Raw genomic sequence first — 14,290 nt, forward strand, 5'->3', positions numbered from 1 at the left:
AGGTCAGTCCTCCAGTGCGGCGAGGCCGGGGAGCGTCTTGCCCTCAAGGTATTCGAGGGAGGCGCCGCCACCGGTCGAGATGTGGCCGAATGCCTTCTCGTCGAAGCCGAGCGTGCGCACGGCCGCGGCGGAGTCACCGCCGCCGACGACCGAGAAGCCGTCGGAGTCGACGAGGGCCTGGGCGACCGCCTTGGTGCCCTCGGCGTAGTCGGGGTGCTCGAAGACGCCCATGGGACCGTTCCAGAAGACGGTCGCGGCGTCGGCGAGCTTCGAAGCGTACAGCGCCCGGGTCTCCGGGCCGATGTCCAGGCCCTCCTGGTCGGCCGGGATGGCGGTCGCGGGGACCGTGGTGGGGTTGGCCGGGGCCTTGGTCTTCAGGTCCGGGAAGTCGGGCGAGACGAGGACGTCGACGGGGAGGACGAACTCCACCCCGCGCTCCTCGGCACGCTTCATGTACTCCTTGACCGCCGGGATCTGGTCCTCCTGGAGCAGGGAGATGCCGACCTCGTGGCCCTGGGCCTTGAGGAAGGTGTAGGCCATGCCGCCGCCGACGAGGATGCGGTCGGCCTTCTCCAGCAGGTGGTCGATGACGCCCAGCTTGTCGGAGACCTTGGCGCCGCCGAGCACGACCGCGTACGGCCGCTTGACGTCCTCGGTGAGCTGCTTCAGCACGCCGACCTCGGTGGCGATCAGGTGGCCGGCGTAGTGCGGCAGCCGGGCCGGGAGGTCGAAGACGGAGGCGTGCTTGCGGTGGACGGCGCCGAAGCCGTCGCCCACGTAGACATCGGCGAGGGCGGCGAGCCGGTCGGCGAACTCCCCTCGCTCGGTGTCGTCCTTGGACGTCTCGCCGGGGTTGAAGCGCAGGTTCTCGATGACCGCGACCTGGCCCGGCTGGAGGCCGTCGACGGCGTCGTGGGCGGCGGGGCCGACGGTGTCCTCGGCGAAGGCGACCGGGGCGCCGAGCAGTTCACCGAGGCGCTCGGCCGCGGGCAGCAGCGAGAAGGCGGGGTCCGGGGCGCCCTTGGGGCGGCCCAGGTGCGAGGCGACGACCACCTTGGCGCCCGCCTCCGCGAGGGCCTTGACGGTGGGCAGGACGGCGCGGATCCGGCCGTCGTCGGTGATCGTGCCGTCGGCGAGCGGCACGTTGAGGTCGGCGCGGACGAAGACCCGCTTGCCGCTCACGCCGTCGGCGAGAAGTTCGTCGATCGTCTTCATGGGGTGGACTCCTGAGGAGGGCTCGTGTGCACCTGATCGTAAAAGGGCGCGGTCAGTACGTGGGACAGGGCCCGGTCAGCGCGACGGTGCGCTGCCCGAGCCCTGCTCTCACTTCGTGGTCCTGCTGTTTGCGATCAGAGCTGGTTGCCGACGAAGACCGTGAGGTCCACGAGGCGGTTGGAGTAGCCCCACTCGTTGTCGTACCAACCGATGACCTTCACGTTCTTGCCCTCCTGGACCATGGTCAGGGAGGAGTCGAAGGTGCAGGACGCCGGGGCGTTGACGATGTCCGAGGAGACGATCGGGTCCTCGGTGTAGTCGAGGAGGCCCTTCAGCTCGCCCTCGGCGGCCTTCTGGAAGGCGGCGTTGACCTCTTCCTTGGTGACCTCGCGGCCCAGCTCCACGACCAGGTCGGTGACCGAGCCGGTGGGGACCGGGACGCGCATGGCCATGCCGTCCAGCTTGCCCTTGAGCTGGGGCAGGACCAGGGCGGTGGCCTTGGCGGCACCGGTGGTGGTCGGGATGATGTTCTCGGCGGCGGCACGGGCGCGGCGCAGGTCCTTGTGCGGGAAGTCCAGGATGCGCTGGTCGTTCGTGTACGCGTGCACCGTCGTCATCAGACCCTTGACGATGCCGAAGTTCTCGTCGAGGACCTTGGCCATCGGCGCCACACAGTTGGTGGTGCAGGAGGCGTTGGAGATGACGTGGTGGTTCGCCGGGTCGTACTTGTCCTGGTTGACGCCCATGACGATGGTGATGTCCTCGTCCTTGGCCGGAGCCGAGATGAGGACCTTCTTGGCGCCGCCGGCGATGTGCTTCGCGGCGTCTTCCTTCTTGGTGAAGATGCCGGTGGACTCGATGACGATGTCGACACCCAGCTCGCCCCACGGGATGTCGGCCGGGTTGCGCTCGGAGAGCACCTTGATGGTGTGGCCGTCGACGGTGATCGTGTCGGCGGTGTGGGTGACCTCCTGCTTGAGGCGGCCCAGGATCGTGTCGTACTTGAGCAGGTGGGCGGTGGTCGCGGTGTCACCCAGGTCGTTGACAGCCACAACCTCGATGTCCGCCCCCTGCTCCAGCAGGGCGCGGAAGTAGTTACGACCGATGCGGCCGAAGCCGTTGATGCCTACGCGGATCGTCACGAACCGATCTCCTCGTTGGTACGCCGGCTATGCGGTGCCGGCGAGCTCTGTTTGGGATGTCCCCGACCACCCCCGACCCTACCTCTCCGAGGCCCCCTGGGTGACATCGAGACGACCCATACACGGGCAGGCGGTCCGTACCCGCCAGTAGAGGTACGGACCGCCCCGGATCGACAGCGGGTTCACCCGTATTTATTACGGAATGCCAGGCACTCTCGACGCCATTTTCACTCGTTCGTGAGCGGGTCGGCTCACTTGATGAACTGCCCGTCCGCGCACCGTTGAGAGGGGTCTCCGCTCACCTGTCGAGCGCGGCGAACGCCCTCCTCAGCAGGGCCGCCCGGTCGGCCGCCGAGACCACCTGTTCGAGGCCGAAGCCGAGCAGCACGGTGTCGTCCGTGGTGACCGCCGCGTACGTCCGGAACAGGGCCCCGGTGCGGGTCCAGTCCTTCTGGACCGCGGCGCTGCCCGCGGGCGGCCCGGCCGCCCGCCAGGCGCCCAGGGACGACTCGAAGCCCTCCGTCTCCCGCGCCGCGCCGCCGACGACCAGCGAGGCCTCGTCGGCCAGCACGCCGTACCCGCCGCTGCCGGTGTCGGTGAGGTAGCCGATCGAGACCTCGACGGACTTCCCGGCGTATGCGCTCAGGTCGAAGCGCACCTGCTGCCAGCCGGCGGAGGTGCCGTTGATGCTGTTCCAGGAACCGGTGGTCCCGGTCGCGGCGCAGGCGTTGTCGGCCGGCCTCAGGTAGTGCCTCAGCCACGGGTGCTCGCCGATCAGGGAGCCGCACTCCTCGGGCACGGCCGTCCGCGTGGCCCCCGAGGCCTCCGGCAGCGTGGTCCAGTCGTCGGCGCCCGCCGTGTGCGCCTCGACCACCACGTGGTCGTAGCCCGGTTCGGTGTCCCACAGCAGCCGGGCGCCCAGGGCCGGCTTGTCGGCGGCGGTGACACCGGTGAGGTCGATGGTGCGGGTGAGCCGCTTGTAGGCGTTGTCGGTGTGCGCGGCGGCGGCCATGAAGGCACCCGCGTACGGACCGTAAGGGTTGGCGGTCCCGCTGAACGCCCCCGCGCCCGCGCTCTTGAACTGCGGGAACGCGGCGACCGGCAGTTCCTCGGAGGTGACGCCGTAGGTGCCCGCCGCATCGAGCGGGTTGCCGGGCGCGTCGCCGAGGGCGGCGGAGTAGCCGGCGAGCGCGCCGGAGCCGGTGAAGCCGGTGGCTCCCTTGGCCGGCATACGGTTGTAGGCGCCCAGGTAGTACTGGCTGAAATCGTCCGACAGGGTGCCGTCGCCGAGGTCGACGCCGCCGCCGGCCCGCTCCCCGGCCTCGATCAGTCTGCCGCCCTCGTTGAGATGGGCGCGCAGCCGCAGCTGGGTGGCGTTGCCGGGGCCGCTCGCGCCGGAGTAGTGCACGACCGTCCGGAAGTGCTTCAGCACGCCGAGCGCGTCCGGGGCGCCCTGGGTCGCCACGTCCCAGACGAGGGCCCGGTGCCCGGCGGCCCGGACCGCGTCCGCGTAGGCCCGTGCCTGCGTGGCGGTGGTGCCCTCCTCGGCGACCACGAGGGTGTCGGCGGCCGGCCGCCGCGCGACGGTGTAGGTGAAGTGCGGGCTGGAGACCTTCTTGCCGCTCCTGGTCTCGCCGGTGAACCACACCTCCACCCGGTCGCCCGGCTCCCCGTCGCGCACCTTGGCGCGGTACTCGTCGAAGTAGAGGTTGTCCTCGCCGCCGTAGGTCTCGCCGCCCTTCCAGGGCCGGAGCGCCTGGTCGAGCGTGCGGCCGCCGTTGACGCGGTACTTGAGCTCCTTGTCCCGGACCGCCTTGCGGGCGACGACCGCCACCTCCTGGTCCGCGCCCCGGGAGTACGACGTGGTGAACGGGGCCGGGGTGAAGTCGGCGGCGTCCAGGCCGACGGCGGAGGCCGGCCGGTCGGGGTGCGCCGCGGTCTCGGCGACGGAGAGCGCGAACGGGACGTTCTTGGCGAACTCCCGCTGGATCAGCTTCTCGTCGTCGGGGAAGGTGAAGCCCGACCGGCAGTCCCGGCTGTTCCAGGCGTCGTCCGGGTCGCTGTCCGACACCGTCTGGCAGGTCGACATCTCGGGGGTGAACATGGCCATCCCGTTGACGTTCGACGCGTGGCCGTCTGCCTCGCCGTTGGTGGTGTACAGCTCGGAGGAGACCTGCGGACGGTAGCCGGGGATGGCGGAGTTGTCCGGCGTGCCGGCCAGTGCCCGGTAGAGGACGTCGTCGGGTGTCGGCGTGGCCACCTGCCAGCCCACGCCGTAGAGCAGGAGTTCGGCCGCGGAGTGGTAGTTGATGCCGTAGCGGAAGCCGATCCGCTTCTCCAGGGCGTCCAGGGCCCTGGTCTCCGGCTCGGAGGCGGGGCTCGCGCCGCGGTAGGTCTGGCTGGTGGGGTCGGGGGACGAACCCTCGTTGTCGTAGCCCCACTTGTAGGGGAAGTTGCGGTTGAGGTCGACGCCGTCGCCGGCGCCGATGGTCCCGTCGCCGTCGACGTCCCGCAGGTTCTTGCGCCACAGGCGGGTGCCGGGGCCCTTGAAGGTGTGGTCGTAGCCGTCCGGGTTGGCCGACAGGACGAACCACAGCTCGGTCGAGTCGACGATCTTCTTGACGCGCCGGTCGGTCTTGTAGTGGTCCAGGTAGTAGTGCATCAGCCGGCGGGTCATCTCCGGCGTGATCCACTCGCGCGCGTGCTGGTTGGACAGGTAGAGCACGGCCGGCTTGGAGCCGTCCTCGGACGTCCTGGCGTTCCTGGTCAGTTTGAGCGCGAGGATGTCCTGGCCCTTGATGGTCTTGCCGATGGACTCGACCTTGGTGAGGCCGGGGTTGGCCCCGGCGGTGCGGAGGATCTCCTCCTTCAGCCCGCCGCTTCCGCCGTACGGGCGGAACACCCCCTCGGCCGCGTCCTCGACGCGGGCCTCCGCCTTGCCCGAAAGGGTGTGCTCGGTGAGGGCGACGCCCTGTTCGCGCAGCCACGCGGCCTGCTTGCCGGTGAGGTAGACCTCGACCCGGGCCTTGCCCGCGCCGGCCGTCCGCTCACCGAGTTCGTGGCCGTCCTGACCGGCCTTGAGCAGCAGGGGCACCTGCTGCTTCGTGACCTCCGCGTGGAAGACCCTGACCTCTTCCGGCCCGGGTGCCGGGTCCTCGCTCCGTGCCTGGGCTGTGGGTGCGAGGCTCGCTCCGCCGATCATCAGCGCGCCGACAGCGAGGATCGATCTCGCTCTGTGTCTCATGAACCCCCCTACAGGTGGTCCGCACCAGCGGCGAACAAGGCTGCCAGGCTCATGGCACTCGATGATCGAGTCAAGAGCGCCTCATGGACACGCGAACGCCGGTGCCCGCCACCCGAAAGAGGGGTGACGACACCGGCGAGTTGACGCTCCGTCGGGTTTCAGCCGACCAGGTTCTCGGCCAGTTCCTCGGTGAGGTTGGCCTCCGTGCCCGGGATGCCCAGGTCGGCGGCGCGCTTGTCGGCCATCGCCAGCAGCCGGCGGATACGGCCCGCGACCGCGTCCTTCGTCAGCGGCGGGTCGGCGAGCGCTCCCAGCTCCTCCAGGGAGGCCTGCTTGTGCTCCATGCGCAGCCGCCCGGCGGCGGCGAGGTGCTCGGGAACCTCGTCGCCGAGGATCTCCAGGGCGCGCTGGACACGGGCGCCGGCGGCCACGGCGGCCCGGGCCGAGCGGCGCAGGTTGGCGTCGTCGAAGTTGGCGAGCCGGTTGGCCGTGGCCCGCACCTCGCGGCGCATCCGGCGCTCCTCCCAGGCCAGCACCGACTCGTGAGCGCCCAGCCGGGTGAGCAGGGCACCGATGGCGTCGCCGTCGCGGACGACGACCCGGTCCACCCCGCGCACCTCGCGGGCCTTGGCGGCGATGGACAGTCTGCGGGCCGCGCCGACCAGGGCGAGCGCCGCCTCCGGTCCCGGACAGGTCACCTCCAGGGAGGAGGAGCGACCGGGCTCGGTCAGCGAGCCGTGCGCCAGGAAGGCCCCGCGCCAGGCCGCCTCGGCGTCGCAGGTGGCCCCGGAGACCACCTGCGGGGGCAGTCCGCGGATCGGCCGGCCCCGGCCGTCGACCAAGCCGGTCTGCCGGGCCAGCTGGTCACCGCCCGCGACGACCCGTACGACGTAGCGCGAGCCGCGGCGCAGTCCGCCGGGGGCCATCACGATCAGCTCGGAGCTGTGGCCGAAGATCTCCAGGATGTCCCGCTTGAGCCGTCGCGCCGCCATCGCGGTGTCCAGCTCCGCCTCGATCACGATGCGCCCGCTTACCAGGTGGAGGCCGCCGGCGAACCGCAGGATGGCGGAGACCTCCGCCTTCCTGCAGCAGGTCCGGGTGACGGGGAGCCGGGAGATCTCGTCCTTCACCGCTGCCGTCATCGCCATGGGCCGATCCTTCCATGCATCCGAAAAATACGGTCGTACGCGGCGGCCAACAGCTCCGGATCATGCCGGGGCGATCCGTCGGTCCGGGCCACCGGCGCCAGCTCGACCGCGGCTCCCAGCCGCTTGGCGGCCTCGGTGAGCGAGTCGCGGTCGGGCACGGCGGCCTCGTCGGCCAGCACCACGTCCAGGGCGAGTTTAGGGGCGTGTCGCCCCAAAACCTCCAAATGACGCTGCGGGGAGAAGCCCTCGGTTTCTCCCGGTTGCGGCGCCAGGTTCAAGGAGAGCACACGGCGCGCCTTGGTCTCGGTGAGGGCGTCCAGCAGTTCGGGCACCAGCAGGTGCGGGATGACCGAGGAGAACCAGGAGCCGGGGCCCAGCACCACCCAGTCCGCGTCCAGGACCGCCGCCACCGCCTCGGGGACGGCGGGCGGGTCGTTGGGCACCAGGTGCACCGACTGCACCTCGCCGGGGGTCAGGGCGACCGTCGCCTGCCCGCGCACCGTGTCCACGTCGTCCGGACGCTCGGGGTCGTGCCCCTTCACCAGGGCCTGCAACTCCAGCGGCACGGCGGACATGGGCAGCACCCGGCCGTGCGCGCCGAGCAGCTTGCCGACCAGGTCCAGCGCCTGCACATGGTCGCCGAGCTGCTCCCACAGGGCGACGATCAGCAGGTTGCCGACCGCGTGCTCGTGCAGGTCGCCCTGGGACTGGAAGCGGTGCTGGATGACCCGGGCCCAGGTCTGGCCCCACTCGTCGTCGCCGCACAGCGCGGCCAGCGCCTTGCGCAGGTCGCCGGGCGGCAGCACACCCAGCTCGTCCCTGAGCCGGCCGCTGGAGCCGCCGTCGTCGGCCACGGTGACGACGGCGGTGAGGTCGCCGGTGATCCGGCGCAGCGCGGCGAGCGACGCGGACAGGCCCATGCCGCCGCCGAGCGCGACCACTTTGGGCTGGGCGCCGCGCCGGCGGGGCCGGCCGCCGCGGGCCTCGGCCGGGCGGCCGGAGCGCGCCTCGGGCACCATCCGGCGCAGCCTGCCCAGCCGCGGTGTACGTTGCGTCATTCCCGTCCCATGTCCCGGTGTACGACCACCGTCTCCACGCCCTCGGCCGCGAGGCGCGCGGCGAGTTTCTCCGACATCGCGACCGAGCGGTGCTTGCCGCCGGTACAGCCGATGGCGATGGTCACATACCGCTTGCCCTCGCGCCGGTAGCCGGTGGCGATGAGCCGCAGCAGCTCGGCGTACCGGTCCAGGAACTCCTTCGCCCCGGGCTGGTTGAAGACGTAGGCCGCGACCTCCTCGTTGAGGCCGGTGTAGGGGCGCAGCTCCGGGACCCAGTGGGGATTGGGCAGGAACCGCATGTCCGCGACCAGGTCGGCGTCGACCGGGAGGCCGTACTTGAAGCCGAAGGACATCACGGTGGCCCGCAGCTCGGGCTCCTCCTCACCGGCGAACTGGGCGTCCATCTTGGCGCGCAGCTCGTGCACGTTGAGACTGGAGGTGTCGATCACCAGGTCGGCGTCGCCGCGCAGCTCGCGCAGCAGCTCGCGCTCGGCGACGATGCCGTCCACGATGCGTCCCTCGCCCTGGAGCGGGTGCGGCCGGCGCACCGACTCGAAACGGCGGACCAGGGCCTCGTCGGAGGACTCCAGGAAGACGATCCGCCGGGTGACGCCCCGGGTGTCCAGGTCGGCGAGGGACTCGCGCAGGTTGTCGAAGAAGCGCCGGCCGCGCACGTCCACGACGACCGCGATCCGCGCCACGTTGCCCTGCGAGCGGGCGCCCAGCTCCACCATGGTGGGGATGAGGGCGGGCGGCAGGTTGTCCACGACGAACCAGCCGAGGTCCTCCAGACACTTGGCGGCCGTGGACCGGCCGGCTCCGGACATACCGGAAATGATCACCAGCTCGGGGATGGCCGCCTCGGGGACCCCGGCTGTCTCGCTGCCCGTACTCACCTGTGCTCCGTTGTCCTGATCCGTCTCCCGGCCGGCGTCGGGCCGGGCCGGGCCCTGGCCGGGGTCGGGCCGGACGGCCTCACCGCCGGCCCCGCCGCCCGTGGCGCCGTGCGTCCGATCCCGCTCTGCCCCGGGCTGTGCGTCGTGCTCCGTCATGGCTCCTGCCCCCGTCGTTCGTCCGGGGCGCCCGCGGTCACGGGCTCCCCCGAGGAACCCCCCGTCGTATCGGGTTCCTCGTCCTCAATGATCTCTCCGGTCGCCGTGTTCACGGCGGGTGCGGCCGGGGCCGCCTGGGCGAGGGCCACAGCGATGGTCTCCGCCGTCTTCCGGCCTATCCTGGGTACTTCCTGGATCTGCTCGATTGTGGCGGACCGCAGCTTCTTCACCGAGCCGAAATGCTTGATGAGCGCCTGTTTGCGGGTCTCCCCGAGGCCGGGGACGTCGTCCAGCGGACCGGCGCGGAAGCGCTTGGCGCGCTTGGTGCGCTGGTAGGTGATCGCGAAGCGGTGCGCCTCGTCCCGCACCCGCTGGAGCAGGTAGAGCCCCTCGCTGGTGCGGGGCAGGACCACCGGGTCGTCCTCGCCGGGCACCCAGACCTCCTCCAGGCGCTTGGCGAGGCCGCAGACGGCGATGTCGTCGATGCCCAGTTCGTCCAGGGCGCGCTGGGCCGCGGCGACCTGCGGCTGACCGCCGTCGACCACCACCAGCTGGGGCGGGTACGCGAACTTCCGGGGCCGGCCGTCGTCGTCCTTGAGGGTGTCCGGGATCGCCTCCGTGATCGCCTGCGTGTCCGCGTCGGCGGGCGTGCCGTCGGCTTCGCCACCGGTGCCCTCGGTGCCGGTGCCGTCGGTCCACTCCCCCGTCCGCTCCTTCTCGGCGAGGTAACGCCGGAAGCGGCGGCTGATCACCTCGTGCATGGAACGGACGTCGTCCTGGCCGGCGAAGCCCTTGATCTGGAAGCGGCGGTACTCGCTCTTGCGCTGGAGGCCGTCCTCGAAGACGACCATGGAGGCCACCACGTCGTCGCCCTGGAGATGGGAGATGTCGTAGCACTCGATCCGCAGCGGCGCGCTGTCCAGACCGAGGGCCTCGGCGATCTCCTCCAGCGCGCGCGAGCGGGTGGTCAGGTCGGAGGCGCGCCTGGTCTTGTGCAGCGCGAGGGACTGCTGGGCGTTGCGCTGCACGGTCTCCATGAGGGCCTTCTTGTCGCCGCGCTGCGGGATGCGCAGCGACACGTTGGCCCCGCGGCGGCCGGTCAGCCACTCCTGGACCGGCTCGACCGGCTCGGGCAGGGCCGGGACCAGCACCTCCTTGGGGACGGCGTCCCCGCTCTCCTCGCCGTACAGCTGCTGGAGGGCGTGCTCGACCAGGGCGCCGGTGGTGACGTCCTCGACCTTGTCGGTGACCCAGCCGCGCTGACCGCGGACCCGGCCGCCGCGTACATGGAAGATCTGCACGGCCGCCTCCAGCTCGTCCTCGGCGACGGCGATGAGGTCGGCGTCGGTCGCGTCGGCGAGGACGACCGCGTTCTTCTCCATGGCCTTCTTCAGTGCCCCGATGTCGTCGCGCAGGCGGGCCGCCCGCTCGTACTCCATCTCCTCGGCCGCCTCCATCATCTGCTTCTCCAGACGGCGGAGGTAGGTGCCGGTCCGGCCGGCCATGAAGTCGCAGAACTCCTCGGCCAGCTCCCGGTGGTCCTCGGGGGTGATCCGGCCGACGCAGGGCGCGGAGCACTTGTCGATGTAGCCGAGCAGGCAGGGGCGGCCGGTACGGGCGGCGTTCTTGAAGACGCCGGCCGAGCAGGTGCGCACCGGGAACACCCGCAGCAGCAGGTCGACGGTGTCCCGGATGGCCCACGCGTGCGCGTACGGCCCGAAATACCGAACGCCCTTCTTCTTGTGACCGCGCATCACCTGGACGCGGGGGAACTGCTCGTTCATCGTCACCGCGAGGTACGGGTAGCTCTTGTCGTCGCGGTACTTGACGTTGAACCGGGGGTCGTACTCCTTGATCCAGGAGTACTCCAGCTGCAGCGCCTCGACCTCCGTGGACACCACGGTCCACTCCACGGACGCGGCGGTGGTCACCATCGTCCGGGTGCGCGGGTGGAGGTTCACCAGGTCCTGGAAGTAGTTCGCCAGGCGCTGGCGCAGGCTCTTCGCCTTTCCGACGTAGATCACCCGGCGGTGCTCGTCGCGGAACCTGTACACCCCCGGAGAGTCCGGGACGTCACCCGGCCTGGGGCGGTAGCTGGAGGGATCGGCCATGTCTCACACCCTACTGGCGAGCACCGACACCGCGTCGGGCCTGTGGATAACCCTCGCACCCGCACGCCGGCCCGCCCCGGACCGGCGGTGGGCCGCCCGGACCCCGCGCCGTACGCCCCCGCACGGCGGCCCGGTGGGCCGCCCTGCTCGGGGCGGCTGCGGGGTCCCGGCACATCCGACGGCCCGGATCCGGCCATGCCGGATCCCGGGGACGCGCCGCCCGCCGCCCGCCCGCCGCGCTCCGGTGAGGGCCGGGACGAGGGGCGACCACGGCAGGTTCCGGCCCGCTCCGGTCCGCGCGGCCTTCCGCGCGACGGCGAGGTCCGGCCAGTCGTCCGGAACGGCCGGGCCGAGGTGTTGTCGGGTCATGGTCAACACGCTTCAATGCGGGGGGATCGGGGCCGCGCACCTGGATGCGGCCGCGGCGTGCCCGGCCACGGGTGTCCGCCGCGCCCACGGAGGCGGCCCCGCACACTCGCGCAGGCGGTGTGACCGGCCGTAGTGACACTGACAGAGAGGCCTCTCGGCATGCGGCATGCCACAGAGCAGGCGGACATCCCCGCCGCGGAACTGGCCACGGCCCTGCGGGGCGGCCCCTTCCACGTGGCGCTGCGCGCCGCGATCGCCGCACGCGGACTGCCGCTCCAGCGGGTGCAGCACCATCTGTCACGTCACGGGGTCAAGGTGGGCGTCACCAGCCTGAGTTACTGGCAACAGGGCGCGCGCCGGCCGCAGCGCCCGGAGTCGCTGCGGGCCGTACGGGCGCTGGAGGAGATCCTGCGGCTGCCCGACGAGTCGCTGATCCGGCTGCTCGCCGAGCCCGACGGGCACGCGTCCGCCGACCACCCGGCGGGCCGCTCCTACCGCTCCCTGGTCGAGGCAGCGGACGTCGTCGACCGGCTCACGGCCACTCTCGGCTGGTCACTGGACGGCGGACTGCGCACCCTGAGCCACCACGAATACGTCCGGATCGGCGCCCGGCGGGAGCTGGTGAGCCGTGAGGCCCACCACATCGTGCGCGCGCACCGCGACGGCGTCGACCGCTTCGTCACCGTCCATCACGGAGACCCCGGCTGCGACCCCCGCCGCGTCAGCGTGCACGCCCTGGAGAACTGCCGCACCGGCCGCCTGCGCTGGGACGGGGACACCGGCGTCCTGGTGGCCGAGCTGCTCTTCGGCACCCGGTTACGCCCGGGTGACACCTTTCTCTTCCGGTACGTCATCGAGGACGGCACGGCCGGGGCGTCCCGTGAGTATGCGCACCGGTGCGGCTTCCCCGGCGGCCAGTACGCCCTCCAGGTGCGCTTCGACGGGACGGCACTGCCGGTGCGCTGCCACCGCTTCACCCAGCACTCGGCGGCGGCTCCGCGCATCGGCCGGCAGGAACTGTCCGTGACCGGCCCTCACCACAGCGCCCACCTGGTCGAGCCACGGCTCCGGCCGGGCATCCTGGGGATCGCCTGGGACTGGGAGTGAGCGGTCCCCCGCCCGCCCGAGGCCCGGCCGTGGAGGGCACCGCCCGGTCGTGGAGCGCGCCGCCCGGCCCGGGCGGCCCGGCGGTCAGTTCGCCGGACCGGCGACGATCCTGCCGTCGGTGGACTTCACCGCCAGCTCGGTCAGCGGCTGGGTGGCCGGCGCCTCGACCACCTTGCCGGTGACGGCGTCGAACCGGCTGCCGTGGCAGGGGCAGATCAGCGTCGTCCCGTCCAGCTTGTTGATGGGGCATCCCGCGTGCGTGCAGATCGTGCTGTACGCCTTGAGGCCGCCGTCCTGGTCACGGCTGACCACCACGTTGTGATCCCGGTAGAGCTTCGCCCCGCCCTTGGCGACCTCGCTCTCCTTGCCGAGGTCGACGGACTCGGTGGCGGCGGACGAGGACGAACCGCCTTCGTCCGCAGCGGAACACGCGGCCAGGCCGAGCCCGGCGACCGGGGCCGCGGCGGCCCCTCGAAGGACGGTACGACGGCTCGCTGAGGAGCGGGCAGGCATCTGGACTCCACTGGTCGAGGGGTGTGCGGAGCGCACGATACCGGGACAGAGGGGCCTCTCCTCGGGCGGGGGGCGGCGGGCTTGGCCGCTCACGTGAGCGTTTACGCCGAGCCGGATCATGGGATAGCGTCCCGGCCGGAAGACGACCGAGGGCCGGGTGGTCGGATCGGTGAGCAACGGTGGGCCCGCGCGGTGAAGGTTCGTCCACCGCGTGTCCCGCGGCCGCCCCGGTGCCGGGCCGGGCCGAGGCCGCCGGACGCACCGCACCATCCGAGCTGTCCGAGAAGGGAACCGCCTCGTGATCGTCGTCGCCGGTGAGGCACTGATCGACCTGGTACCGCGGGGCCCGGGTGCCCTCGCGGACCTGAAGCCGGCGCTGGGCGGCGGCCCGTACAACACCGCCGTGGCCCTCGGCAGACTGGGCTCCCCCACCGCCTTCTGCTCGCGGTTGTCGTCCGATGCCTTCGGCGAGGCCCTGCTCGACGGGCTGCGGCGGGCCGGCGTCGACGTCTCCCGCGTCCAGCGGGGGCCGGAGCCGACGACCCTCGCCGTGGCCACGGTCGACGCCGGCGGCTCGGCCGCCTACTCCTTCTATGTCGACGGCACCGCCGACCGTCTGTTCACCGCACCCGCCGCGCTCCCCGCCGGGACGCGCGCGGTCTCCTTCGGTACCTGCTCACTCGTCCTGGAACCGGGGGCGAGTGCCTACGAGGAGTTGCTGCGGACCGCTGCCGGGCAGGGCCTGTTCACCGCGCTGGACCCCAATATCCGGGCGGGACTGATCCCGGACGCGGATGCCTACCGGGAGCGTTTTCGGAGCTGGCTGCCCTCGGTGACGCTGCTGAAGCTGTCCGCGGAGGACGCGGCATGGCTCGGCGGAACCCCGCGCGAATGGCTGGCCGCGGGACCGGCGGCCGTGGTGATCACGCGGGGCGGCGATGGATTGACCGTGTTCACCGGGGACGGCGGGGAGCATTCCGTGCCGGGTGAGAAGGTCGATGTCGTGGACACCATCGGGGCCGGCGACACGGTGAACGCGGCCTTGCTGCACGGCCTGGCCCACCGGGACGCGCTGTCCGCCGAAGCGCTCGCCGCCCTCGGGACGGAGGGCTGGACACGGCTGTTGCGCTTCGCGGCACGGGCGGCGGCGATCACCTGCTCACGGGCGGGAGCCGAGCCGCCGTACGCGTCGGAACTGGGTGATCCGGCCGCGCTGTGAGCCGCTGTTCTTCCCTGTGCTGTTGACAAGGTGCGACCGGGCCGGTGGCGCGCGGGGTCCTGCCGGGCCGCCGGAACGGGCCTGATGATGGTGAAACGAGCGGCGCCCCGCG

10 protein-coding genes are annotated in these 14,290 nt (G+C 71.9%); 2 read left to right on the plus strand and 8 right to left on the minus strand.

Going from position 1 to position 14,290, the window contains the following annotated elements; translation table 11 throughout:
- Window positions 1-3: 3 nt before the first annotated feature.
- From ABD350_RS00395 to uvrC, 7 genes are all read right to left on the minus strand, one after another.
- A complete protein-coding gene (locus ABD350_RS00395) occupies window positions 4-1,215 on the minus strand; it encodes a phosphoglycerate kinase (RefSeq protein ID WP_344345246.1) in 1,212 nt (403 codons plus the stop codon).
- 134 nt (window positions 1,216-1,349) lie between these two features.
- On the minus strand, window positions 1,350-2,357 hold the full coding sequence (gene gap, locus ABD350_RS00400) for a type I glyceraldehyde-3-phosphate dehydrogenase (RefSeq protein WP_344345248.1): 1,008 nt from the start codon (window positions 2,355-2,357) through the stop codon (window positions 1,350-1,352).
- Window positions 2,358-2,655: 298 nt separating this feature from the next.
- Window positions 2,656-5,601, minus strand: a complete 2,946-nt coding sequence (locus ABD350_RS00405) for a M14 family metallopeptidase (protein ID WP_344345250.1) — start codon at window positions 5,599-5,601, stop codon at window positions 2,656-2,658.
- Between the two features lie 158 nt (window positions 5,602-5,759).
- Window positions 5,760-6,749, minus strand: a complete 990-nt coding sequence (gene whiA, locus ABD350_RS00410; RefSeq protein WP_344345253.1) for a DNA-binding protein WhiA — start codon at window positions 6,747-6,749, stop codon at window positions 5,760-5,762.
- Window positions 6,740-7,807, minus strand: coding sequence for a gluconeogenesis factor YvcK family protein (locus ABD350_RS00415; RefSeq protein WP_344345255.1), 1,068 nt, complete (start codon window positions 7,805-7,807; stop codon window positions 6,740-6,742). The genes whiA and ABD350_RS00415 overlap by 10 nt, the downstream gene beginning before the upstream one ends.
- Complete coding sequence (gene rapZ, locus ABD350_RS00420; protein ID WP_344345258.1) at window positions 7,804-8,859, minus strand: RNase adapter RapZ; 1,056 nt, start codon at window positions 8,857-8,859, stop codon at window positions 7,804-7,806. Before rapZ ends, ABD350_RS00415 begins: the two co-directional genes overlap by 4 nt.
- Entirely contained in the window at window positions 8,856-10,970 is a 2,115-nt protein-coding gene (gene uvrC / locus ABD350_RS00425) for an excinuclease ABC subunit UvrC (RefSeq protein WP_344345260.1), read from the minus strand. Before uvrC ends, rapZ begins: the two co-directional genes overlap by 4 nt.
- Before the next feature lie 528 nt (window positions 10,971-11,498).
- Here uvrC and ABD350_RS00430 point away from each other — a divergent pair.
- A complete protein-coding gene (locus ABD350_RS00430; protein WP_344345263.1) occupies window positions 11,499-12,446 on the plus strand; it encodes a hypothetical protein in 948 nt (315 codons plus the stop codon).
- 84 nt (window positions 12,447-12,530) lie between these two features.
- Here ABD350_RS00430 and ABD350_RS00435 read toward each other — a convergent pair whose 3' ends face one another.
- Entirely contained in the window at window positions 12,531-12,959 is a 429-nt protein-coding gene (locus tag ABD350_RS00435) for a Rieske (2Fe-2S) protein (RefSeq protein WP_344345265.1), read from the minus strand.
- A 298-nt stretch (window positions 12,960-13,257) separates the two neighbouring features.
- Here ABD350_RS00435 and ABD350_RS00440 point away from each other — a divergent pair, with 298 nt between their 5' ends.
- Complete coding sequence (locus ABD350_RS00440; RefSeq protein ID WP_344345268.1) at window positions 13,258-14,178, plus strand: carbohydrate kinase family protein; 921 nt, start codon at window positions 13,258-13,260, stop codon at window positions 14,176-14,178.
- Window positions 14,179-14,290 lie beyond the last annotated feature (112 nt).

The sequence above is a fragment of the Streptomyces nogalater genome (assembly GCF_039532885.1).
Taxonomy (GTDB): domain Bacteria; phylum Actinomycetota; class Actinomycetes; order Streptomycetales; family Streptomycetaceae; genus Streptomyces; species Streptomyces nogalater.

What these genes read in the sequence shown, in the direction of transcription:
- uvrC (WP_344345260.1), bottom strand. Translation starts at nt 10,970, where the DNA reads ATGGCCGATCCCTCCAGCTACCGCCCCAGGCCGGGTGACGTCCCGGAC.
- ABD350_RS00430 (WP_344345263.1), top strand. Translation starts at nt 11,499, where the DNA reads ATGCGGCATGCCACAGAGCAGGCGGACATCCCCGCCGCGGAACTGGCC.
- rapZ (WP_344345258.1), bottom strand. Translation starts at nt 8,859, where the DNA reads ATGACGGAGCACGACGCACAGCCCGGGGCAGAGCGGGATCGGACGCAC.
- whiA (WP_344345253.1), bottom strand. Translation starts at nt 6,749, where the DNA reads ATGGCGATGACGGCAGCGGTGAAGGACGAGATCTCCCGGCTCCCCGTC.
- ABD350_RS00395 (WP_344345246.1), bottom strand. Translation starts at nt 1,215, where the DNA reads ATGAAGACGATCGACGAACTTCTCGCCGACGGCGTGAGCGGCAAGCGG.
- ABD350_RS00435 (WP_344345265.1), bottom strand. Translation starts at nt 12,959, where the DNA reads ATGCCTGCCCGCTCCTCAGCGAGCCGTCGTACCGTCCTTCGAGGGGCC.
- ABD350_RS00405 (WP_344345250.1), bottom strand. Translation starts at nt 5,601, where the DNA reads ATGAGACACAGAGCGAGATCGATCCTCGCTGTCGGCGCGCTGATGATC.
- ABD350_RS00415 (WP_344345255.1), bottom strand. Translation starts at nt 7,807, where the DNA reads ATGACGCAACGTACACCGCGGCTGGGCAGGCTGCGCCGGATGGTGCCC.